The organism is Streptomyces sp. NBC_00370 (assembly GCF_036084755.1).
Lineage (GTDB): Bacteria > Actinomycetota > Actinomycetes > Streptomycetales > Streptomycetaceae > Streptomyces.
This window is the reverse complement of record NZ_CP107968.1, coordinates 5,168,139-5,193,298: the sequence shown is the minus strand read 5'-3', so window position 1 is coordinate 5,193,298 and position 25,160 is coordinate 5,168,139. Positions and strand designations below refer to the sequence as shown.

General features: G+C 73.8%; 3 protein-coding genes (1 of these 3 only partly in view). All 3 read right to left on the bottom strand.

The window, feature by feature from the left end; translation table 11 throughout:
* Tightly spaced (each overlapping or abutting the next), the 3 genes in view from OHS57_RS23270 to OHS57_RS23260 form a layout consistent with a single transcriptional unit that may run on beyond the window.
* On the bottom strand, positions 1–24,273 hold the 5' end (the start) of the coding sequence (locus OHS57_RS23270) for a lonely Cys domain-containing protein (protein ID WP_328583218.1). The gene continues 25,836 nt to the left of window position 1, outside the view; the window shows 24,273 of its 50,109 coding nt (coding positions 1–24,273); the start codon lies at positions 24,271–24,273; the stop codon falls past the left edge of the window.
* Entirely contained in the window at positions 24,274–24,699 is a 426-nt protein-coding gene (locus OHS57_RS23265; protein ID WP_328583217.1) for a hypothetical protein, read from the bottom strand.
* Positions 24,696–25,160, bottom strand: coding sequence for a YbaB/EbfC family nucleoid-associated protein (locus OHS57_RS23260; protein ID WP_328583216.1), 465 nt, complete (start codon positions 25,158–25,160; stop codon positions 24,696–24,698). Before OHS57_RS23260 ends, OHS57_RS23265 begins: the two co-directional genes overlap by 4 nt.

Sequence of the window (25,160 nt, the reverse complement as noted above, 5' to 3'; positions counted from 1 at the left end):
GTCCCGCTCCCGTGCATGGGAGGCCAGCGCGTCGATGTCCTCGGCGTCACGGCCGGCGGCGAGTGCCCTGCGCACCGCGTCCACCGCCTCACCACGACGTGCCGGGTCGGGAGCGGGCAGGTGCAGCATCCGCTGCGTGAGGACGCCCGGGTCCGGCGCGTCCTGGAAGAACCGTCGGGTCCTGACCTCGGCCCAGACGGTCCGCGACCACTCCGCCTCGCCGATCGGCGCGGCCCCGTCCAGTCCCAGGACGTCCCTGATCAGGGACTCCGGGTCCGACGCTGTCGACACCCAGTCCAGCGCCCGGACGAACTCGGGCAGCGGCAGTCGGCCGGACGGCGCGCCCCGCTGCCCGGCGTCCCACCGGGCCGCCGCCGCGCTCAGCAGCGACGCGTGGTCGTCGGCGGTCACCGCTGCCGGCGACTGCCCGGTTCCGGCGTGCGCGCGTGCCAGGGTCTCGAACAGCTCCATGGTGAACCGCAGCCCGCCGGGCCGGTTCAGCGCGCCGTCAGCCGCACGGCCCGACTCCAGCGCGCCGATACCGCTCAGCAGCGTCCCGAAGTCCGCCCGGTCCGCCACCTCCGCACCGAACACCAGACGCAGCGCTCGCACCAGCCGCAGCGCCCGTCCCCGCACCTCCGCCGATGCGGGAGCCGCGCCGTCGTGCAGATGCGCCGAACGCGCCGCCTCGTCCAGCTCGGCGCCCTTCGGCTCCGGCAGGAAGACCACCCACCGCGTCCCGGCACCGCGCTGGTCGGTGACGAGGGCGATGACCGCCTCGTCGGGGGGCAGCGACGGGTGCAGGTCCCGTCCGGCGTGGACGGCGTTCGAGTAGCTGGTGGCGTACACCCTCCGGTCCGTCTCGTTCGCGACGTACTGGCCGATCGGCGGGTCCACCAGCGGGTCCGCTCCGGTCGACAGCGGGAGCGCGGCGGCCCCGGACAGCCGGCCACCGGCCACCGGGGGGTTGTGCACCGAGCGATCCGTTCCCCCGGGCATCCCGGCGAAGCAGGCCAGCAGCACCACGGGATGAGACAGCGGCAGGCCTGCCTGCGCCACCTGGGACGCGATCAACCGTGCGGACTGCCGCGCGTCGTCCCTTCTGACCCGGGTCCGGTCCCGGTACCGGTCCCGGGCCAGCCAGTCGACGAACCCCGCGCCTCCGTGGTTGTTGGCGAAGACCGGGGTGGGCAGCCTGTCCTCGACCCAGGGCACGAGGCGCGGCCCGAGCAGGCGCAGGCGGCTCGGCCGGTATTCCAGGTACGACCTGATGCCGGCGAGGCGGGCGTAGAGATCGCTGCGTACGCTCCCCCGGTCCGGCGCGCCTTCCAGGTCCATGGAGATGTACGCGTTGAAGCGGTGGTCGGCGCCGGCGAGCGGGAAGGTGATCTCCTCGCGGCTCCAGTCGACCGTGCCGCCGTGCGGCAGCGTGGCTGCCGCACGCACCGTGGCCGGGTCCCGCAGCAGCCACTGCGCCCTGAACCCCTCCTTCTCCTCGAAGGTCAGCACGAGCACGGGCCGCTGGGAGCCGGGGGTCGCGTCGGCCCAGCGCACCAGGCCGTTGGAGGCCCACACGTCGCGATCGTGCCGCGCGACCAGCGCGTCCTGGAGCGTGAGGCCCCAGGCACTGACCTCGGGCATCGCCAACAGGACGGGGACGGCCGCGTCCAGCGTCGGCAGCGTCGTGTCGAACGCCACCAGTTCGTGGAACACCTCGGGGGGCACCGCTGTCGCGAAGCCCCTCGCACCGCGCAGCAGGATGCCCGCCTGGTCGGACTCGGCGGCCAGCAGATACGGCTCAGGTCCGCTGCCCCAGGGGGCGGGGCCGTCCTCCGGGTAGAAGATTCCGCGCCGCGGGTCGACGACTTCCACCGCCGACCTGGTCAGATCGGCGTTGAGCGGCACCCGCTGGGCGTTCCAGTCCCAGCCCCGCGGATCGCCCTGGGCGTCGAGACGGCGGAACCGGTCGGTGAACACGCCCTTGCGGATCAGGTGGACGGCGGACAGCACCGCCAGATTCCGCGCCCCCCGGGCCCGCGCGTCCATCGCCACCCGCAGCAGCTCGCGACGGATGTCCTGCGTCACCGGCTCGGCAGGTCCCATCAGCAGCACCCGGCGGGCCAGTACGTCCAGTTCGAGCGGACCGTGCGCCAGCGTCCGCTCCCGCATGCGCAGTGCGTCCAGCGTGCCCAGGGCGTCCCGGGCCGCCGTCCGCCGGGCTCCGTCCCCGGACGCAGGCCCGTACAGGAAGATGAGCAGCCCCTCGTAGGGTCCGGCGTCAGGCAGCCGCGCGAACCCGGTGGAGGACTGCCCGCGGCCGGAGGAGGAAGAGCCCCGGCGCCCGCCGGAGGACTGCCCGCGACCGGGCGCGGGTGCCGTGCCGCGTCCCGGCCGGGGCATGTTCGTCTGCAGCAGTACGGCGTTCTGCCGCGCTGACACGGTGCTCGGAAGCGGCCGGGGCGGGGCCGCCGGATCGGCCACGGGCCGGGTGAGGACAGGGCGCGCCACGCCGGGCCGGGTGGCGGCGGCTGTGCCGGGCGCGGTCGAGTCCGAGTCGTCGGACACCTCCTCCACCCGCCGTACGAACACGCGCCCCGGCGTGCCCGACACGTTCATCGGCACTGCCGTCGCCGGCCCGGGACCCGCGCCGACGATGCCGAGCCAGGGGATCGACAGCGGTGTGGGGGGCAGGGGTGCGGCCGAGGCACCGGCGGGCCGGGACAGGTGGTCCGCCTGGTCGGGCGTGACCTTGCCCCACGTGTCGCGCGGCGCCTGGGAGGTGCCGGCCTTCGGGTACACCGCCACCGTGGTCACGCCCGTGGTCCCGTCGCGGTGCAGCCCGACCGAGTGCGTGGAGAAGTGCGTGATCTTGCCGGTGTTGCGGGCGAACTCCACCGGCAGGCTGCCCGCGACGGGGGGCCCGGCCGGCTTGGCGCGGCCGACCGCCAGGACCACCGAGGACCACGGGTTCCGCGCCCGCACCTCCGGGTCGTGGGAGACGAGGTCGCCGAACTGCCCGGCAGGCGCGTACTCCTCGTCCAGGGCGTAGACGAACGGCGCGGCGCCGTCCCGCGCGGCCCAGGGGGCCGGTTCCGTGTCGTAGGGCACGAACGAGCGGCCGTCGGCCGACCGCGCCATCAGCGTGACGACTCCCGGGTCCAGGTCCCCCGCCCGGTGCTGCCCGCCGTCCAGGGCCCGGCCCCAGGGGTTGCCCCGGGAGTCCAGCAGTCGCCGCTCCGGTGCGAACGCCCCGTCCTCCTCCAGGCCGTACGAGGCCAGTTCGTCGAGGCTCAGGGGATCGCGCCCCGCCGCCAGCGCCCGGACGACCGCGGCACGGGCCTCCCCGAACCGCGCGGCGTCGGGCGCGTCCAGGCGCAGGATCGTCGCGGCGAACGCGCCCTTGGCGGCCTCGCCTGTCCGCCCTTCCACGACCTGCTGGGCCCTGACCCCCGCCCACAGCGCCCGGGACCACTCCGCCTCCTCGACCGGCGCGCCGTCCGCCAGGTCCAGCACCCCTCTGATGGCGGACTCCGGGTCCTGGAGCGACCCCAACTGGGACAGCGCGCGGGTCACCGTCGGAAGGCCGTGCCACTGCGTCAACGGGCGCCCCGGCTGCCCGGCCCACTCCTGCGCCGCGTCCTCCAGCAGCCGGCCGAAGCGCTCCGCGACGAGCTGCGGCACCGCCCCCACCGCGCTGCCCTGCCCCTGCCCGTGGCGGGCCGGGTACGCGTCCGCCACGGCCTCGAACAGCTCGGCGGTGAACCGACGGGTGCCGCGGACCCCGGGACCGTCCAGCGCAGGATCGGCGGACCGCATCAGCTCCAGCGCGCCCATGCCCCGCAGCAGCAACCGGGCCCGCTCGTGCCGCGGATCCGGCGTGAGGCCCGCGTTCCGCAGCGGCAGCGCGTGCTCGTCAAGGGCCAGGAACCGTCCGTTCAGGTCCTTGAAGGGGGTGGAGATCCGCCGCAGCGCCATGACCACCCGCAGCGTCCGTGTCCGGGTCTCGTCGGAGGCAGGGTCCTGGCCCGTGTGGAGACCGGCGATACGCGCGACGTCGTCCAGCGCCGCCCCGGCCGGCCGGGGCCGCAGGACGGCGAATCCCGTGGCGGAGGTGATCCCCCTGCCGCGCGGATCCGTGCCCACGCCGAAGACCGGCACGTCCGCCGGGAGCCGCAGACTCGGCGCGTCCCAGAAGTCGTAGCCCTCGTAGAGCTGGGCGAACACCGTCTTGCCCGAGTGGTCCGCCACGAGCTGGAGTTCCGACAGGTCCTCCAGCGGATCGGCGCCGCGCGGCTCGTGGTCGTAGACCGACAGGAACCGCGCGCGGGGGCGCCCCCGCTCCCTGGGCATCGCCCCGAAGCAGTTGGTCGCCACGACGGGGTGGTCGTCGGAGCGCCCCGCCAGGGCGATCAGACCCGCCATCCGGGCAGCCGATCGCTCGCCCGAGGTGGTCTCCTGTCCGCCCGGGGCGGGCCACATGGTGCAGCCGGTCAGTCCGTGGATGTGCAGTTGGACGGGGACGGGCAGATCGGCCGCCACCCACGGCAGCGCCCGCAGGTCCTCCGGGCGCGGCATCCGGCCGGGACGCGTGAGCACCTGCCACGAGGGCGCCCACATCCGCGCGGCGTTCTTCGTGCGGTTCCAGCGTTCGACCCCCGCCATGGCGGTGAAGTCCATCGCGACGAAGCCCACGAGGCGGTGGTCCGCGTCGCCGAACGAGCGGTAGGTCATCTGCCGGCTCCAGCGGGCCGCGTCCCCGTGCCCCGAGCCGTTCGCCGTGCGCACCGTCGCGGGGTCGGACCGCAGCCAGGTGCCCCGGACGCTTTGCCGCTCCAGGGCGACCAGGGTGAGCACGGGCGGGCCCGGCCGGCCGGGCGGCGGCGTCCAGGTCGCCTGGGTGTCGTGGGCCCACACGCCCCTGCCGTACTTCGCAGCGAGCCCGTTCGGCAGGACCAGGCCCAGCTCGCGGACCCGGTTCATGGCCAGCAGGAGATCGGTCCCCTGCGGCACCTGCCGCAGATCCGGGTCGAAAGCGGGCAGCTCGACGAAGACCTCGTACGGCACGAACCACCTGGCGGTGCCCCGGCCGGCCACCCCGACCCGCGCCGGGTCGCTGGGCGCGGAGTAGAGATACGGCTCGGGCCGGCCGTTCGCCGACCACGCGGGGTCCGGCGCCGTGGACTGCCCGCCGTTCTTGTCGATCACGGACACCGCGGAGCGCCCCAGATCGAAGTCCGCGGGCAACTGCCCTGTCCAGTCCCAGCCCCGGGGGCGGTTCCCCGCGCCCGGCGGGATGCGGAACCGCGCGTCGAACGCGCCCTCCCGCGCGAGGTGGTCGGCGGCGAGCACCGCCAGGCTGTCCGCCCGTACCCCGTACGCCTGGCGTGCCCTGTCGTCCAGGACGACTTCGAGCAGCTTCTTGCGCTGCTCGACCGTCGCGTCGTTCTGTCCCAGCAGCAGTACGTGGCGGGTGAGCGCGCCGAGATCGAGCGGCCCGCCGGCCCACCGGGGCTCTCGCGCCCGCAGTCGGTCCAGGGCGGCCAGCGCTTCCCTGCCCCGCGTCCAGGCGTGCTCGCTCCCGGCGCGCGGTCCGAACAGCTCGGTCAGGATCTGCGCGTAGTGCTCATCGACCGCCTGTACGCCCTGCTGGTCGTCCAGTTCCATCGGCGAGCCGGGAGGCGTCGAACCGGTCAGGGACATCGGGGAGCCGGGCCGCCCGGTGTTCGGGAAGCCCTGCGGCGGACCGGCCGGGTCCCACGCCCGCGCACTGCCGGTGCTCCGCACCACGTCCGCGACCGGCCGGGTGACCATCCGTCGCGGGGGCGCGGCCTGGAGGGCCCGCGGGGCGAGTGTCGGCGACGACTGGTATTCCGAACCGGCGGGGGCGGCGAAGGCGGCTTCCGCGCCGGCGGGTGCCGGCGGATGCGTGTTCCGCGGGTCGCCCATGTCGGGGGTGACCTGGCCCCAGGTGTGCAGGGAGGTCGGCGGGGCGCCCGGCTCCAGGACCACGGCGACGGTGTACGTGCCGGTACGCGGATCACGGTGCAGCCGGACCTCCGCCGTGGAGGCCCACCACGCCATGCCGGTGTGCCTGGCCAGCTCCCCCGGCCAACTGCCGACGACCGCGGGGCCGGCGCCCGGCGGCATGGCGTACGGGAACGCCGCGATGCCGGGGACACGCGCCAGGAGGGTCCGCAGTTCCCGGTCGCGGTAGGCGAGATCGCCTAGCTCACCCGGCGTGCCAGGGGCGACCGTGCCCGTGTAGACGAAGGGCCTGGCCGGTGCGGGGCCCAGGTCCGCGTGCCAGGGGGCGGGATCGGCGCCGCCCACGACGAGGGAACCGTCGGCTGCCCGCTCCAGCAGGGTGACGACGCGGGGGTCGAAGGTGCCCGGCTCCCGTGCGCCACCGGAGAAGTCCCGGCCCCAGCCGTCTCCCTCGCCGTCCCGCAGCACCGTGGCGGGCAACAGGGCCCCGGCGCGCTCCAGCGCGTGCGAGCCGAGCTGGGCCGCGCTCTCGACGTCCCGGCCGGCCGCCGCCGCCCTGCGGACCGCGGCCGCGTCGAACCGCGCCGGGTCGGGGACCAGCTTCCGGCTCACCGCGAGGTCGGCCTTGACGATCGCCCACACCGTGCGGGACGCCTGCTTCTCCCCTACGGCGGCGGCGTCGTCGAGTCCCAGGACGTCCCTCATCCGCGCCACCGGGTTCGGGTGGAAGCGCAGTTCGCGCAGGGCCGCGGCGACGGGTTCCATCGGCAGCCAGTCGGACAGCGTCCGGGAGTCCCCCGCTTCCCGCACGCCCGCCACCTCCAGCAGCAGTCGACGGTGCGGTCCCTCGTCCGCGATCGGGGCGCTCGGGGAGCCCGTCGCCAGGTAGTTGAAGAGATCCATGGTGAACCGCTTGGCACCGACACGGTTGATTGCCGCGTCGGCCTCCCGCATCAGCTCCAGCGCGCCGATGCCGCGCCACAGCCTGTCGAACTGCGGATCGCGGTCCACCAGAGGGCCGAACGTGTGCACCACGGCCCGCCACAGCCGCAGTGTGCGCTCCCGGGTGCCCTCCGCACCGACGGGGAGGTGGGCACGGTGGGCGAGTTCGTCGAGGTCGGGCCCCTTGGGCTCCGGACGGTTGGCGACCCAGCCGGTGCGCGGCTCGCGCTGGTCCGTGGTCAGGGTGATGACCGGTTCGTCGGCGACCGGGCCGCCGGTCAGTTGGCCGGCCCCGTAGAGGCCGATGGCCTGGGGAGCCGCGAAGGCCCAGGAGTTCAGGTGGTTCGCGACGAGCTGGCTCTGGGACAGGTCGTCCAGCACGTCGACGCCGACGGGCACCCCGTACGAGAGGGGCGGGTTCGGCATACCGTGGTACGTCGCGCTGCCGCTCGTCCCGAGGTTGCAGCCGACCAGCAGGAGCGGGTAGCCCGCGGGCAGCCCGGACCTCTCGACCAGGAACGCGACTCTGCGGACGAACTCGGCGGGGCCCGGGTGGGCCACCCCGGCCGCGGTGGGCCAGGAACTGGTCGCCACTCCGGCATGGAGCAGCAGCGGTAGCGGCGCGCGCATGCCGAGTTGCCACCAGGGCAGCGGTTGCGGGTCCCAGGCCGCCGCCCTGCCCGGGCGGTTGACGTGCCACACCCGCGCGTCGGCGAGTTGGGCCGCCCGGTAGCTGCGGGCGTAGCCCCGGTCCGTGTCCGCTTCGAGGTCCAGGGCCAGGAAGGCGCTCAGGTGGTGGTGCGGGCCGATGACCGGACGGACGACCATGTCCCGGGCCCACTCGATCGCCCCGGCGCGCCGCGGCGCTGCGGCGGTCGCGGTTGCCACTGCGGTCGCGGTTGCCGGGGAGCGCTGCAGCCAGCCAGGGATCGGGCCGGTGCGCTCCACGGAGGTGAGCGCGATCAGGGGCCGGGGCGGCACGTCGCCGGGCGGAACGAGCGTCTTCACCGTCCCGTTGGTGGCCCAGACCGTCCAGCCCTGGCGGGTGGCGAGGCCGTCCTGGAGCTGGAGGCCCCACGCGACTGCCTCGGACAGGTACAGCAGCACCTGCGTACCCGGCGGCAGTTGGGCCTTGTCCGGGTTGAATTCCAGCAACGCGTCGAGGACCGGGAACGGCGCGCGCCGCCCCAGGATCTCCACCGACGAAGGACCGCTGTCCCCGCCGAGTACGTAGGGCCTGGGTCCTCCGGGCCCCGCCTCCGCGCGCCACGGGCTGACGCCGACGGTCACGGCCGGGTCGCCGCCCTGCCGTCCGCGTATCTCCACCGCCGTGCGGTCCAGGTCGAGGGTGGCGGGCAGGCTGTTCGACCAGTCCCAGCCGAGCGCGTTCCCCGCCGCGTCGGTGTAGCGGAACTCGGGGGCGAAGGCGCCCTCCTGGTAGAGGTGGAAGGCGGACAGCTCCGCCAGCGAGCCGGCCCGGGGACGCTGTTCGGCCAGCGCCACCAGCGCGGCCAGCTCCTCCGCCATGACCTCGTCGTCGGGGCCCAGCATCAGTACGCGCCGGGCCAGGGCCGCCGCGTCGAGCAGCGGCCCGCCGACCGGATCCGGGTCCCCCGTCCGTAGCCGGTCGAGCAGCGTCAGTGCCTCACGCGCCCCGGCGGGGAAGTGCTCGGCCGCACCGAACGCCTCGATCAGGACGCTCTCGTGGTGCCTGGCCAGCTCCTGGGCGGTGGGTGCGGCCACCGGCACCGGCGCGCTGCCGGCCAGCGCGGCGGCGGACACCGGGAGCGACGGGGCCGCGGGCGCCGGGAGCGCCGGGAGCGACGGGAGCGCCGGATCCACCGGCCGGGTGAACACCCGGCGCGGCGCGGCGGCCGGCGCTGCCGCCGCGCCGTTCCACGGGGCCGCGCGGAGGGGCACGTACCGGGGGGTCAGGTCGAAGCCGGACAGTTCCAGGACCTCGTCGGCCGAGGCCGCCGCCTCGACCAGCATCAGCGGCAGGCCCAGCGCCAGCGGCGGCACCGGCCGCCCCGTCGAGTGGGCGTAGCCGGTCATCATCCGCCGCAGCGTGTCCGAGGTCAGCAGCGCGTTGTCGCCCGAGCGGTTTTCCCGGAACCGGTCCAGCAGCCAGAAGCCCCGCAGCAGCGCGTCGAACGCCGGCTGGTTGTCCTCGACGGACGGGCCGTAGATGAGCCTGATCGCCCGTACCCAGCGCAGCACCCGCTCGCCCGTGGCCTGTCCCCCGGTCACCCGGCCGCTGAGGACGTCGAGTTCGGGCCCGGACGGCTCCGGGCGGAATGCCGCCCAGTCGTCGTCCGCCTCAAGCTGGAGTCGCGCGCCCAGGCCACGTGACAGGTCGGCGGGCACGATCACGGGGGCCCGCCCGCTGACGGTGGACCACACCCACATGTCCAGGCTGTTCGCCAGGTACTGCCCTGCCCCCGGCGCCACCAGCGGGTCCGCCGTGGCCGGACCCGACACGTCGAGGCCCATCGGGACGAGGGCGCCGCCCGACGGCAGGTCAGGGGCGAGGGCGTAGAGGGCGTCCACCAGACCGAGGTAGCTGAACGTCTTGACGTCCCCGGACAGCAGCGCGAGCCGCGCCCCCGTGCCGTCACCGTCGATCCCCAGGGCGAACATGCCGGTGAACGGCAGGGCCTCCGGGGCCGATTCCACCGACCCGGACGCCGGGCCGCCCGGGTCCTGGGCACCGCGCGTGACCCTGGTGAACGTGTACACGTCGCGCAGCAGTCTGTAGGTTTCCTGCTGTCCGTCCCACGCCTGCCCGGTACGGGAGGAGAAGCCGACCGGCACCCGGGACGGCGGCTGCGGAGGCATGCCGGGCTGCGGGGGCACGCCCGGCTGCGAAGGCGCGCTCAGGTGCTTGGTGGCGGCGACCTCGCGCATCCGTACCGGCTCGCCGTCCGCCGCTTCGACCGTCCCGTCCCACGCCACCGGGTCGGGAGTCTCCTCGGGATCGGCCAGTATCCGCAGGGCTCGCTCGGCGTTCCTGACGAGCGGCTCGACCCGCTGCCGCTCCGGCGCGGGCAGCTCGTCCAGCCGGGCCGCCGCCTCCTCCACAGCGCCGCGCAGCGCCCGGTGCGCGGGGGCGTCCACCGGGAGGGGTGTGCCCAGCGCGTAGGCGCCGATCCCGCCGGCGATGTCGAAGCAGTCGAGAGCCGGCAGCAGCGTGCTGGTGGAGCCGTCCGCCTGGGGGAAGCCCGCCGCCGCCAGGGTCAAGAAGGGCGCGGTCGCCCGCACCGCGGGGTGCCGCGCGATACGCGAGAGAGCGTCGCGCTGGGCGGCCCGCGACAGCGGGACCGCGAACCTCTTCGCCCGCTCGTAGTCCCTCTGGAGGAATTCCAGCAGCTCCTCGGCCGCCTGCCGGATCTGCTCGGGCGTCATGGCGGGGTCGTCGAAGCCGTAGTGGCGCAGCTCCAGCAGGACGAGCGCGACCGCGAGCCGCCCGAGATCGGTGTCCAGCGGGCCGTATTCCTCCATGCCGATGGCTTCGACCCGGTTCAGCGTCGCCCCTTGGGACATCCGTCCCGTCAGGCCGAGGTTCAGCTTCTCCCGCACCAGCTTGAACGGGGTGAAATCGTCGTCGGGGATCCGGCCGAACTCCCGGATGTTCTCCTGGAGCCAGTCCCGGGCGCCCTTGAGGTGCGGAACGGCCACCTCGCCGATCAGGCCGGTGTGCCCGCGGAAGAACTCACGGCTGCCGGGCCTGAGTCCGCGCAGGATGTGCTGGAAGGAGTGCCGGGACGCCACGGACAGCAGGTTCTTGCTCAGCACCCCGTGCGCGGTCCTGCCGTCCATCCCCGGCTTCGGCCAGCTGAACGCGAAGGTGACCGCCGCCGCCTCGTTGAACAGCAGCCAGGCGTATCCCCATACCTCCTCGACCTCGGGAACGGCCGCGAAGTAGGGCGTCAGGGCCGCCGCGTCGTCCTGGCTCATGCCCAGGAGGCCGCTCACGTAGTAGAGAGCGACGTTCTGGCCGAACCGGCTGCCCCGCGAGAACAGCGGCTCCATCTCCGGCCGGACCAACCGGCGCAGCGCCAGGGTCTGTGCGGCGCGCAGCCCCAGCGTGCTCACCCCGGCGGTGGGCTGCACGTAGCTGCGGTCCGCGCCGTGCGCCACCGCGGGGAACACCACGGCCCGGTCGCCGACGCCGGGCGACACCGTCCAGCCGTCGGCTGCCGGCAGCAGGTCGGCCAGCCGCACGGGACCCGCCGTGTCGGTGCGCGCCAGCGCGGCGCGCCCCGTCTCCAGGCGGCGCAGCCCCTCCCTCGGGGGAACCCGCCGCTCGTCGGCCACGGACTGGAGCGGATCGAGGACGAACTCGCCGATGATCTTGGCCAGCGCCCTCGCGGGACGCTCCCCCGGCCGGACCGGCGGGGGGTCGTACTGGTACCGCCCTTCCGCCGAGTTCCAGAACATCGGGGTCTTCTCGACCACGAGTTTGAGGCCGTACCCGGTGGCCAGCGTCATCTTCTCCAGCTCGGGCAGGCCCGGTACGGAGAGTTCGATGACATGCCGGTCCTCAAGCTCAAGGGAGAATCCGGCGTATCCGCCGTTCGTTGCCGCGTCGACCAGCGCCTGTCCGGTGGAGCGGGACTGCGTGAACGGCGCCAGCGCCGCGGGCAGCACCCGGCCGGACGCACCGACGATCACCGCACGGCCGTCCAGCGCCGGTATCTCCAGCGGTGAGCGCCCCTGCCGCTGTCCGCCCAGCAGATCCGCCCCGTCGTGCCCGTCCGGCGTCAACGCCAGCCGCCGCCCGCGCCTCTCCAGCGGGTCCGCCCAGGCCACGGTGCCGTCAGCGAGGTGGTACGCCGCCCACGCGTGCCCCAGCCGGCCGCCCTGCCGCCGCCCCAGCACCAGGGCCAGTGATCCCGGTCCTGCCGCCCGTACCGCGTTCTCGATCTGCCGCCACGACTCCACCGACGCCCAGCCGGGACCCGCCGCCAGCGCGTGCTCCGTCGTGCTGCGGCCCACCGCCGAGTCGTCCAGCGCCACCGCGGCCCGCACCCCGCCGGGGAACACCGTGGCGCCCAGGTCCCGCACCAGTGCGGCGCACTCCCCCAGCGTCGGTTCGGCGGGCAGGGCCCGCTCGGCCACCGCGTTCACCCGGGCCTCAAGACCGGCCCAGGTCAGCCCGCGCCCGGCTGCCCTGTCCGGCCCGGGACGCGGTACGAGCGGCGGCCGGCCGGAACGCTGTGCGTGCGGGGGCGAGGAGGTGATGCCGGCATCGGCCGCCGGTGACGAGGTGCCGGAGAGGCCCTCGGCCGCCTCCCGGACGTCGTCGTAGGGGACGTAGCCCCAGATGTCCTCGGGCGGCCTTGTCTCGTCCTGCTCCGGATAGACGGCGACGGTCAGGGTGTCGCCTTCGCGGTACAGCCCCACGGGGTGCGTGCCGGCGTACCAGCCCTTGGCCGTGTTGAGGGAGACCTGCGCCGGAAGGCTGTCCACCACGAGGTCGTCGCCCGCCGGCATGGCCCGGGGGACCACCAGGATTCCGTCGGTCCTGTTGCCCAGCTCCCGCAGCTCCGGGTCGCGGAAGGCGAGATCGGCGAACACCCGGGCCGGTGCGTAGCCTTCGCCCGCGGCGTACACGAACGGGGCCGGGCGGTCCGGTTCGTCCTCGTCGTACCAGGGGGCGGCGATCCGGTCGTACGGACGGTACGAGCCGTCGGGCAGCCGCTCCATCAGCGTGACCACGCTGTGGTCGAAATCGCCCTGGGTCGCCTGGGCCGGCTCTCCGGTGAAGTCCCTGGCCCACAGCGTGCCTTCGGAGTCGTGGCGCAGCGTGTCCGGTGACAGCGCTCCGTCCCGTTCCAGTCCGTGGGAGGCCAGCGCGGCGAGGTCCCCGGTGTCCCGGCCCGCGGCGATCGCCCTGACGGCCGCACCGTGGGCCTCGGCGAACCGCGCGGGGTCCGGCTGCTCCAGGCGCAGGACCGCCGCGGCGAACTCCCCCTGGGCCGCCGCTTCGGCGTCGCGGCTCATGAGCCGCTCGGCCGCGATCTCCGCCCACAGCACACGGGACTGTTCCGCCACGCCGACCGGTGCGTCGTCCGCCAGGCCCAGGGTGTCGCGGACCAGGGCCGCCGGGTCGGGGAAGCGGCGCAGCGTCTCCAGTGCCCTGGGCACCTCGGGCAGTGCGATCCATTCGCTCAGCCCGCGCCCCGGCCGCTCGTCCCACGCCGTGCGCGCGTCCTCCAGCAGTACGGCGAAGCTCCGCTGCCTGTCCGCCGTCGGCAGCCCGGTGGTGCTCGGCTGCCCGGTGAGTGCCTGGTGCTTCTCCGCCAGCAGTTCCAGCAGGTCCACGGTGAACACCGGGACGCTCGGGCGGCCTTGCCCGACGTCCGCCTGCCGCATCAGCTCCAGCGCGCCGATGCCCCGCAGCAGCACCTGGGACAGCGCTCCCCGCTGGTCGCCGGGGTCGCTCAGCAGCAGGGCGTGCTCGTCCACGAATCGGAATGCCCCACTCCGGTCCATGAAGGGCAGGAAGACCCGGCGCAGCGCCATCACCAGTCGCAGGGTCTGCTCCCCGGTCTCGTCGGACGCCGGACCAGGACCCGTGTGCAGACCCGCCGCACGCGCGACGGCGTCGAGCGACGCGCCCCGCGGCCGCGGCCGGGCGACGGGCCACGCGGTCTGCGGGGTCACCCCCTGGAACCGCTGGTCGGGATGGACCTCGAACACGCCCTCGTCGGCACCGATCCCCGGCAGCGGCGCGGTCGTGAAGCCGACGGTCGCCAGGTAGTACTGGGAGAACACCGTCCTGTCGAGCGCGTCGGCCCGGTGCTGGATCTCCGCCAGGTCCACCAGCGGGTCCGCGCCCCGCTGGTCCTTGTCGTGGACCGAGGCGTCGTCCTGCGCGCCGCGTCCGCGCTCCGTGGGCATCGCGCCGTAGCACTGGTCCATGACGAAGGGGTGGTTGTCGGGCAGCCCGGTCAGTGCGACGAGCGCCGCGGCCCTGCGGCCCGACTCCGGGCCTGACGTGGTCTCGGTGCCGTGCGGGGTGTCCCAGGCGGTGGAGCCCGCCAGACCGTGGTTGACCCCGAAGCCGGGAGCGGGAAGCCCCCACTCGCTCCACGGCACCGGGCGCGCTCGCAGACGCGCCATGTCGGGGTAGCGGATGACGTACTTCTCGACGGGCGCGCCGGCCGTGAACCGGGCGTAGAACGAGGTGGCGGACCAGCCTCCGTCGCCCTCCTCGGCGAAGTCCAGCGAGAGGTAGCCGATGAGCCGGTGGCCAGGGCCGACGACCGGCCAGTAGGAGAGCCGGCGGCTCCAGTAGGCGGCGTCGCCGAGGCCTCGTCCGGCGACCGTACGAACCGTCTGCGGGTCTCGGCGCAGCCAGCCCCCCAGGGGCTCCTGCCGCTCCCGCGCGGTGATCGCGAGCACGGAACGTGCGGGGTCGCCGGCCGGCCGTGTCCACTCCGTCCTGCCGCCGGTCGAGAGGACGTCGAGGCCGTACCTGGCCACCAGTCCGTCCGCGAGATGGACCCCCCGGGAGCTGACCGAGTCCATCGCCAGCAGGAGGTCCGTGCCCTCCGGGACACGGGCCAGGTCCGGGTCGAGCGCGGGCAGTTCCTGGAACACCTCGAACGGCACGCGCCGCGGGCGCCCGCCGTGGCCCGGCAGCGTGACGGAGGACGAATCACTCGACGCGGAGTAGAGATACACGTCCCCCCACGGGGTGGTGATCTGCTTCTCGTCGCGTGTCCCGTCCACCCGCTCGACGACCTCAACGGCGACGCTGAGATCGGCGTCGGCCGGCACACCCGCCTGATGCCAGTTCCAGCCCCGGGGCCTGCCCCGCGCGTCGGGCGGAAGCCGGAACGTCTCGGCGAACACCCCGGGCGCCAGGTGGTGCGCCGACAGCTCCGCGAGATTCCGCGCCTGCGGGCGCTGGGACGCCACCCGCAGCAGTTCGGCGACCGCGCCGTCCGTGAGCCGTTCGCCGGCGTCGAGGTGCAGCACCTGGCGGACCAGCGCCACCAGGTCGAACCGGCCCCGCGCCAGGTCCGGGTGCTGCTTGCGCAGCCGGTCCAGCCGCTCGATCAGGGCGTCAAGTCCCCCGTCCCGGGCGGCCACATGCGGGGGCAACGCCCGGTAGAGCGCCGCCACGGCGCTCCGTTGCGGCTCGGGCAGGAGCTGTTCCTGCTCGTCCTCGGAGCTGTCCAGGGACATGTCCGAGCTGCCGGACGCCGACACGACCCGGGACATCGGCACCGGTCCCGGCCGCGACGAGTGGTGCCGCGCGGAGGCGATCACCTCGTCCGCCCGGCTCCGCCTGCCACCCGGCCGACTGCCGGAAGCGGGGGCCTCGGCAGCAGGCAACTCGGTTGCCCGCAGGGGGTTGTACCGAGGGGTCAGGCCGAGGCCGGTCAGCTCCAGGACGTCGCCGGTCGCGCTCGCCAGCGCGTCCATCATGCGCGGCAGTTCCTCCGCGAGCGACCCGGCCGGCCGTTCCTGCCAGCGGGTGAAGGACTCCCGCATCGAGTACAGCTCGCCCATGGTGAGCGGTGTCTCGTCACCGCGCCGGGCCCGGTGCTGGTCCAGCGTCCAGAACCCGCTCAGCAGCGCGTCGAACGTCTCCTGGTCGTTCTCCACCCGGACGCCGTAGATCAGCCGGACCGCCCGCACCCAGCGCAGCACCTGGTCGGGCGTGGCCCGCTCTCCCGTCACCCGGCGTGCGATGGCCCGCAGTTGCGGGAGAGCCGGGTCCGGACGGAATCCCACCCACCAGTCGCCGTCCGCCAACTCGAAGCGGGCCGACGGGTTCTGGCCCGGGAGCGGCACGATCCGCGGCTCACGGCCGCTCGCGGTCGCCCAGACCCAGCGGCCCCAGGCCGTGGCCAGGAACTGGCCGGCTGTCGGCTGCTCCAACGGGTCCGCCTGCGTCGGGCCGGCCAGATCGGCTCCCATCACCACCACGGCCGTGTTCGACGACTGCGCGGTCAGATCCGGTGCGACGGCGAACAGCGCGTGGAACAGCTCCGGGTAGCCGAACTCCTTGACCTCCCCCGACTGCAACGCGAGTCCCGCGCGAGTCCCGTCCCCGTCCAACCCGAGCAGGAACGCCTTGGGGAACGGCACCGGATGCCTGGTGGCCGCGCGCGGCACCCCCCTCTCGCCGCCCTCCTCCTCCGACTTCTTCGGGAACACCCCGGGCAGCAGGGCGTAGGAGTCCGTCCGGGCGGCGGATTCGTCGGCCGACCGTACGGACAGTCCCACCAGTTTCCGGTCGGCGTCCTTGTACTGGACGACGGCCAGGTCGCCGACCGGCACGCGCTCCCCGTCGGCCGCCTCGACCGACTCGTCCCCGCGCACCGGCTCCGGCCTCGACTCCGGGTCCGCCAGCTGCGCGAGCGCGGCCAGCGCCTCGTCGACCGCGGGCACGATCCGATGGCGCGACTCACGGGAGAGCGCCGGCAATTGGGAGTTCGCCGCCCGCACCGCTTCACGCAGCTGTGCATGCAGCCCGGCGGGCAACGGGGTACCCAGTGCCCAGCGGCCGACAGCCTTGGCGATATCCGCCGCGGCCGGACCGTCGAGCAGCGGATACCGCACACCGCCGGCCAGCGGCAGCCCTTCCGTCGCCAGTTCGAGGAAGGGCGCGAGGGCGCGCACCACGGGGCTGTTCCGGATCCGCAGCAAGGACGCGCGCAGCTCGGGCTCCGACAGCGGGAAGCGGTTGGCCTTCGCCTGCTCGTAGTCCCGCCGGAGAAACTCCACCAGCTCGGTCGCCAGCTCGCGGAGCTGGCCCGGCAGCATCATCCGGTCGAAGCCGTAGTGCCGCAGCTCCAGCAGAACGAGGGCGACCGACAGCCGTCCTGAGGCCGTGTCCAGTGCGCCGAACTCCGCCATACCGACGCTGTCGTGCCGATCCAGCCGCTTGCCCCAGGAGGTGCGGCCGGTCAGCCCGACGTTCATCATTTCTCGCGGGCTCGCAGGGCCTCGGGAGACGTCGAAGACGTTGACGGGGACGGCCCCGAAGCCAGGCATTCGCTGACCCAGCCACTCCAGCAGCCGCGTCAGATGGTCGCCGGCGACCCCGCTGATCTGTTCGACGTGATCGTGGAGGAACGCCCGGGTGCGGGGCCGCAGTGCCCTCAGGAGGTGCTCGAAAGAATGCCGGGAAGCCGCCGCGAGAAAGTTCTTGATGAGGATGCCGCCGGGCACCCGGGCCGAGATCGGCTCGGCCGCGACTTCGTTGAACAGCAGCCAGGAGTATCCCCACACCTCCTCAACGTCCGGGACAGCGGTGAAGAAGGGGGTGAGCGCATCCACCTGCGCCGGGGCGGCGTCGATGAGTCCGCGCACGTACTGACGGGCCAGGATGCGGCCGACCTCGCTGCCGCTGCGGAGGATCGGCTCCAGGGTCGGCACCGTCAGCCGGCGCAGGACCAGGCGCTGGATCCCCCGCAGACCGAGCGCGCTCACTCCCGCCGTGAGCTGCGTGTAGTCGCCGGGGCCATCGTCCGGGAACGCCGGATGGACTTCGGTGGTCCTCCTGCCGAGATCGGTCAGCGTCCACCCGTCGGCCGACCGCAGGAGCGCGCTCAGCGGCAGCGGCTCCCCCAGGGCGTCGACGGTGCTCAGCCGCGACTGGGCCCGTTCCAGGGCCGACAGACCCTCTTCGAGGGTTTGCCGCTCCTCCTCCTCCATCACCTGCATCGGATCGACGACAAGCTCGACGATGTAGGCGTATTCACCCGCCTGGACATCCGCCCCCGCTACGACCAACGGCGGCGTGGCCTGGAGCCTTCCGGTGCCGGGGTTCCGATAGACCGCTCTCCTGTCGACGACGGCCATCAGACCGTGCCCGTGGGCCAACGGGTGATGCACGAGATCGTCGGGGTCGCCGTCCCTGTGCTGGATCGTGATGATCCTGCGGTCCTCGAACTCCGGCCCCCACCCGGCATATCCGTGGTTCGTGGGCGCGTCCACCAGCGCCTGCCAGGAGTCGGCGGACGGCGCGCCATCGGACAGCGGCAGCGCCTCCGGCAGCACCTGCCCGGCAGGACCGACGATCACGGCCCGCGCGCCCAGCGGAACGGTCTCGGGCGGCCCGTCGCTCAGCCGGCTCTCTTCCGTCCGTGTCAGATCCACCCATGCCACACCGCCTTCGGCGAGCCGGTACGCGGCCCACGCGTGCCCCGGTCGGCCGCCCTGGGCCCCCGCCAGCACGAAAGCCACCGACCCGGGGCCCGCGCCCCTGACGGCCAGTCCTTCGGCCACCTGGTCCCACGCCCGCACCGGCCGCCAGCCGGGACCGGCCGCCAGCGCGTGTTCCGTGGCGCTCCGGCCCACCGCCAGGTCGTCCAGCGCGACCGCCGCCCGTACCCCTTCGGGGAACAGCGCGTCGCCCAGACCCCGCACCAGCGCCGCGCACCGGCCGAACGTCGGCACACCCACCGCGCCCCGCGGGATCACCTCGGCCACCAGGGCCGACAGTCCGTCCCTGGTCAGCCCGCCGCGGGAGCCCGCGCTCTCGGGCGGCGGGGGCAGTGCGTCCGAGCGCGGCGCGTCCCCGGGCAGAGGTGTCGCCCGATCCGGCGGCGGCACGGCCGGAGCCATGGCGTCGCTGCCCTCGTAGTGCTCGTTGCCCGACGGGACCCAGCGGGAGGTGGTGACACCGTTCTCGGTGACGGTCCGCCGCACGTAGGACGCGGTGTGGAACAGCTCGATCGTGCGGGTGGCGTCCGCCGGGCCGACAGGCTGGTGCGTCCGGAAGTCGAGCGGCCCCGCCTCGCCGTACCGGCCGGCCCTGAAGATGTCGAGGCGCGCGTCCAGGACGTGCGCGAGCAGCGGCGCGAACGCCTCGCCCTCGGCGGAGTTCCAGCGGTCGGCCCAGTTCAGGACGGCGTCGGTGAGAGCGGTCAGCTCTCCGTCACCGAGCGGTTCGTGGCGCAGCAGCTGGTCGGCCAGTTCGCCGCGCAGCCCCTCGTCGGTCGTGAAGCGGCCCTCGTCCGGCAGCGGGACGCCCAGCTCGTCCAGCCTGGTGACCAGCTCCGCCAGGTCCGTCCCGGCGGCACGGGCCGCGAAGGAGCCGTCCCCGAGGGCGCTGAGGCGGTACTGCCACAGCGCCTCGCCCGCGCCCACACCCCGGTGTGCCAGCAGGTGGTCGGCGACCAGCCCGCGTGCGGCGGCCAGCACGGAGGCGTACGGGGTGTCCGCCAACGCGTCGGCAGGACCGGCCAGATCGCGCCTGACCCGCGCCGGGTCGGAGAGCCACGCGTGCGCTGCCGGGTCGCGCCCGGCCAGGCCCGTCAGGCGGTCGCGCAGCAGTGCCGGGTCGCTCGCGATGACGGCGGACAGCATGCTGTTGCCGTCCGGCGGCACCGGCTGCACGGCGCCCCGGGGACGGGGCGCGGGTACGGTCTCCGCGGCTGATACGGACTCCCCGGCGGGTACGGACTCCCCGGCGGGGTCGGCGAGGTCCTCCGGCAGTTGCGCTTCGGCGGTGTCCCACAGCGCGCGGAAGTCCGCCCACAGCTGGTTCTCCGCCCGCGTCCGGCTGTACGGGTTCGCCGGGGTGCCCTGCCCCGCTCCCGGATCCGGTCCGAAGAGCCGCTCCAGCAGGGGCAGCAACGCCGGGTCGTTGTCCCGTACCCACCGGGCGCCGTTGTTGCGCGGCTGGCCGGTGTAGTGGTCGTCGCCGTGGTTGGTGCCGAGGTAGGCGTTGGTCAGCTGGGCGAAGTACTCGTACTCGTTGCGGGACGAGTAGTTGGGCCACGGCCTGCGCCGGGTGGGATCGTGCCGCGGTCCGTCCGGCCATGCCACGGGCGTGACGCGCTGCCCCCGCCCGATCCGCTTCGCGTTCTTCCGCTCCCTGTTGATCTTCGCGTCGTAGACGTGCTTGATCCAGGCGCGGACGACCGGATTCAGCCCGCCCGTGTGGACGGCGTGCGCGAACTCGTGGGTGGCGGTGGAGTATCCGTCGGGGAAGTGACTCCTGAGCCCCACGCCGGTCTTCTCACCGAGCAGGTTCTCCTCGGTGAACGCGACCTGGCCGTTGTAGTGGCCGCCCCGGGTGGTCTCCCAGGAACGGCCGTCCGCAGTGCCGGCCCCGGCCAGCTCGGTGAACCGGCCGTGCGAGGTCAGCGGCTCGTCCCGGGGCACCACCAGCACCCGCGTGCCCTGGTTGAGCAGGCGCAGGGCGACGTTCGGGCCCCGTCGCATCTCCTCGTCCGCGTTCCCGGCGGGCGGACCGTCCGGGTCATGCGGCGGCTCCGCCTGGTCCGCCAGCATCCCGGCGATCAGGTCCTGGGCCGCTCGCCGTGCGGCGTACGGCTGCTGTACGCCGTCGGCCACGCGCACCATCAACTGGGCCGCCGTGGCCGCGAAGTCCTCCCGGGAAAGACCGTCGTACAGGGCCCGCACCAGCATCTCGTCCGCTGCCAGGTAGTTCCGGTCGGGCTGCGAGAGGATCGACAGCTCTCCGGCGCGCTCCCGCGCGGACATGCCGGGCAGCCGGTCCGCCAGGTCGACGAGCGCCGGCGAACCGGGGGACACCGCCTCCAGGTCGCTCCCGGCCGCATCGGCAGGCGGCGCGGACCCGGGCTCCGGTGCCGAGTCGAACGACAGCTCAGGCAACGGCAGATCAGGCTGGGCCGACGGCTCCGGGGGCGCGGGCAGCGCGCCGGGGCGGCCGGAGGGTGCGCCGCTCCGGAGGACGGAGGGCAGGCCGAGACCGCGCCGGAGGCGGCCGGCGAGCGTGGTGGCCGCGTCGTGGCTGCCGCCCGCCACCAGGAGAGCGGCGACCTGCTCCACGGAGTTCCGGTACGGATCGGCCGCGTACCGGAAGAGGGACTCCCGCTGGTACAGCTCGCGCGGCAGGATCAGGCCCATGGCCTTCTCCCAGGCCCGGGAGACGGTCGCTCCGGAACTCCGCCCCGCGCTCTCCTCGAACGCCGCGCGGGTCTCCTGCCACTTCCTGCGCGCGACCTGCGCCGCGACGGTGTCGAGCGCGGCGGGCCACGGGCCCGGCCGGGTCATCAGGACCCGCACCCGGTCCACCGGCGGCAGGGTCCCGAGCGGCGTGCCTCCGGTGACCGGCCGCTGTCCGGGAGGCGCCGTGACGCCCGCAGCGCGCAGTTCGTCGGCCGTGACGAGGAGCCGCGGGTCGACCTCCGCTTCCAGCCGGTCCACCGGTATGTCCTCGGCCGTCACCTGCGCCGAGACAGCCCTGCGACCGGCGTCGTCGTGGTCGTCCCTGGGCACGGGCGGCTGCTCACCGAGGCTCAGCAGCCGCGCCTCGGCGTCCGTCCAGTTCCGGTACGCCCGCACGGCGCGGGAGCGGGCGGACGCGAGCGCGTCGGAGATGCCCGCGCGGGGCGGGGAGCCGGCGGCCGCGCGCTGTTCGAGCGTCTCCAGGGTGCCGACGGCGGCGGCGTAGTCGTACCACGCGGCCGTCAGGTCGCCCCGCACGAGCGCGATCTCAGCCTCGCGCGGGTCGGGAGCGGTGTCGTCCTGCGCGGGTCCTGGTTCCGTCCGGAACACGGCCTCGGACAGGGGAAGGGTGGTCTCGTCCGCCGGACCGTCCGAGGTGGTGACGGTGGCGGTGGCCGTCGCCGGCAGCGGGGCCGCCCGGTCCGTGGAGCCGAAGTCGGGTCGGTCGGAGCCGAAGTCGGCGTCGGTGGAGGTGGTCGCCGGACGTACGGTCGCCGGGCGTACGAGGGGTGGCAGACCCAGTTCGTCGCGGACCTCGTCGGCGAGCGCGGTGCCGGGCCGGGCGTCCGGTCCGCCGGTCAGCAGGTGGTCGGCGACCTTCCGTACGGCGCTCTGGAAGCCGGCGCCCACCGGCCGGGGGACCGCCGGCGCCGGGTGCGCGTCCGGGGGCAGCACCAGGGAGAGCGCCGTGTCCCAGGCGTCGGCGACCGCCTCGGGCGCGGCGTCCGCGTAGTCCTCACCGGCGGCGAAGTCCTGGTACGCCGATTCCCAGATCCGCGCGGAGGCGCGGGCGGCGACGGTGTCGAGGACCGCTGTCAAGGGACCCGGCCCCGCCATGAGCAACCGCGCCTGCTCCAGGGGCGTGAGCCCGCTGTCCCGCACGGTCAGCGTGCCCCCGCTCAACGCGGCGACCGTGCGCTGGATGTTGTCGGGCGTGAGGCCCGCCGCCTCCATGTCTTCGACGCTGATCATCTCGTCCGGAGCCAGTGGCGCAGGGCTGCCCGCCAGGTCGCCGTCGACCAACTGATCGGCGATCCAGCGGCGTTGGGCGTCGTCCCGCTGGACGCGGGGTGCCTGGTCGCCCGGCACCCGGCCGCCGGTGTCGGCCGGCGTCCCGCCGCTCTGCGTGAGCACGGGTGCCGGTGCCGCCAGGTCGCCGTGCCTGTCGCGGAGTTCGGGGGCGGGGCCGGTGCCCGGGTCGCGGTGCGTCGGCGTCCCGCTGACCGTATCCGCGTCCGTCCGCGCGTCCGGAGTCGTCTGCGGGCCCCCGTCAGTCACCTCGCCCGTCGTCCCGTCCGGGCGGAAGTCGGTGTCCGGCTGCGCGTCGGGCACGTCCGGCAGCTCGGACATCTCGGAACCGTCCCGCATCCCCGGGGAACGGCCACCGGGCGAAGCGGCCACCGGCGGGGTGGACCCCGTTGTTGGCGGCGCGCCCGCAGGCGCGGGTCCGGAGGCGAGACCCGGGAGGTTCTTGTCGGCGCTCAGTCCGGCGGCCTCCGGCCCCGCGCCGTCCGGCAGCGGGTTGGGCGCACCGTCCTGGTCGGGCGTCAGCTCGTAGCCGGAGGTGTCGCCGAAGCCCTTGGTCAGGGGTGCGTTGACGTTCGCGATCGGCGGCAGGCCGCCCAGCGACGACCCGAAACCACCGGTGGAGTTCGTGACAGGCGGCAACGTCGACGGGATCCCGGAACCCGTCGATCCACCGTCCGGCCCGAAACCGGACCCGGCGTCCGACCCGCCGAACACACGCTCGTTGCCGCCGGTGTAGCGCGTCGGGTCCGTGTCGTGGCCGAGGTCCGAGGACACCGTGCCAGGTGTCCGTGGCGGGGCGGCGGGGGGCGCCGAGTACGGCGTGGCTCCCGTACCGGGAGGCGGCACCGACCCGGCGAGCGGATCACCTCCCACCACCGGGGGCGGCGGCGAGGCGACCGGTCCGGGGGGAGGCATGACCGGCGACGTCACCGCCCCGTTGGGGCCACCCGCCGTGTTCACGCCTCCTCCCGGACCGCCCGACCCACCGGTGGGACCGTTCGAACCGCCGGCAAAATGCGAGTTGTTGATGTACCGGGTGAACAGATTCCCGTTCCGGAAAGCCTTGCCGTGGAGCCACCCCGCAGGCCCCGTCGTCCCGGAATGCAGACCACCGTGCACATTGCCGCTGATGCCCGCACCCACGAAGTCAAGGGCGCTGAACTTCCACGTACCGAACAAGGCACCCTGGATGATGTATCCGGCCAAGGCCTCGCCCAGGCCCTGCGTCAAGAACGTCTCCGGGACGTTGTACAGGGTGTTCGTCACCGGGTCGGGCTTCTTGAAGAAGTCCCGAAGATTCGGATTGTCGAAATAATCCTTGCCGTTGAACAAGTCCTTGTCGACACCGGGAAACCTGGTCTTGTCGAACTTGTTGAACAGATCCGTGTCGAAGTTCTTCTTGAAGACGTCCGACAGACCGCCCTTGAAGATCCTGCTGATCGTCGTGAACAGCTTGATGAAAGCACCCGCGCCGGCACCGAACAGGCCGCTCTGCCAGATGTTGGTGCCGTTGATACCGGGCGGACGCTGCTCGGGCGGGTTGATCATCAACTGCGCCAGATTGACCGCGAGGGCCTGGATCATCTCCTCCAGGGCCTCCGTGATGGCGGACCCGACCGGCAGATAACTCATCATCCGGTGCAGCGCCATCAGGATGTTCATCGCCGCCCGCGCCCGCGCGAAGACGGCCCCCATCATCGAGGCGCCACCGGTGAAGAACGCCATTGCCGCAGCCGCAGCCAGCTCGATCAGCAGCGTCGCCAGCTCGGCCCAGATCTCCCACTGGCCCGCCTGCAGCTTCTGCGACAGCGTCATCTGCTGATCGCCGAGCCGGCGCAACTGACCACGGAACTGGTCGAAGACGTTGTTGCCGCCGTAGATACCCGTCAGCGACTGGATACCGTCCTTGAACGGACCCGACACCTCGTCGGGAAACGCGTCCGCGGCCTTGGCGACGGCGTCCTGGATCTGCGACTCGTATGCCGAGACCTTCTCGATCATCCCCGAGAACAGATCGACGCTGTCGAAACCGAGATCGGGCACGCCGGACGGCGGCAACTCCCCGATAAGACCGAACATCAACCACCGCTCCTCCTCGGTGTAGATGTCGTCCTGATACTTCTTCAGCATCTAGTGCTTCCCACCGCCACCGGTATCGTCGTCGCTCCCGTAGCCGGAGTCGTTGTCGCTGTCGTCCGACAGGTCCAGCGACTCGGTGTCACTGGTCGCGTCATGGATCAGGTCGTCGGCGTACCCCTTGGCGCCGTCGATGCTCTCGACCTGCTTCAGCACCGCGAGAGACAGGGCGGAAACAGCGCCCCCGATGGCTTCCAGGAACTTGACGGGGGCGTCTTTCGCACCCGTCCAGTCCGGTTCCGTCTGCTGCTTGAACTGGTCGACGACACCTTCCTGGCCGTTCCACCCGTCGTAGAAACGGCTCTCCGTCTGGAAGTCGTCCACCATCTTGTCCGGAGCGCCCGCCACGGAGCGGAGTTCCTCGGCCGCCTGCCGCGCCTTGACCGGGTCGCTGTCGTACGTGCCGCTCGTCGCGCTCATGCCCGGCCTCCCGGCGCCGTGTCGGTGTCGTCCTCGTGGATCTCGTCGCGCAGCCGGTCACTCGGCCGGCCGCCGGCCTGCGGTCCGCCGGAGAGCGCCGAGCCGAAGATCCCCTCCCAGTCGATGTCCACGCCGCGGGATCCCGGCACATGCGGGTTGCCGCCGGTCAGCGGCGCGAAGGTCGCCATGACGCGCTCGGCGATCCGCCTGCGCCCCTCGTCGCACGCCTCCAGTACGGAAGCGGCGAGCTGCGGTCCCGTCATGGCGGCGAACTTGTTGTCGGGGAAGGTGAGTCCGGTCAGCTCGCCCTGTGCTCCGACGGTGACCTCCACCACGCGGTCACGCGAGCGCACCGTCTCCGATGTGCTGCGCAGATCCTGTTCGGCGCGGGCGATCGCCGCCTGGGTCGCCTCCAGATGCGCGCGGGCCTTGGCCATACGCTCCGCCATGGATTCCGTCAT

Coding starts and splice junctions, on each gene's coding strand:
- OHS57_RS23260 (WP_328583216.1), bottom strand. CDS start 25,160: ATGACGGAATCCATGGCGGAGCGTATGGCCAAGGCCCGCGCGCATCTG.
- OHS57_RS23265 (WP_328583217.1), bottom strand. CDS start 24,699: ATGAGCGCGACGAGCGGCACGTACGACAGCGACCCGGTCAAGGCGCGG.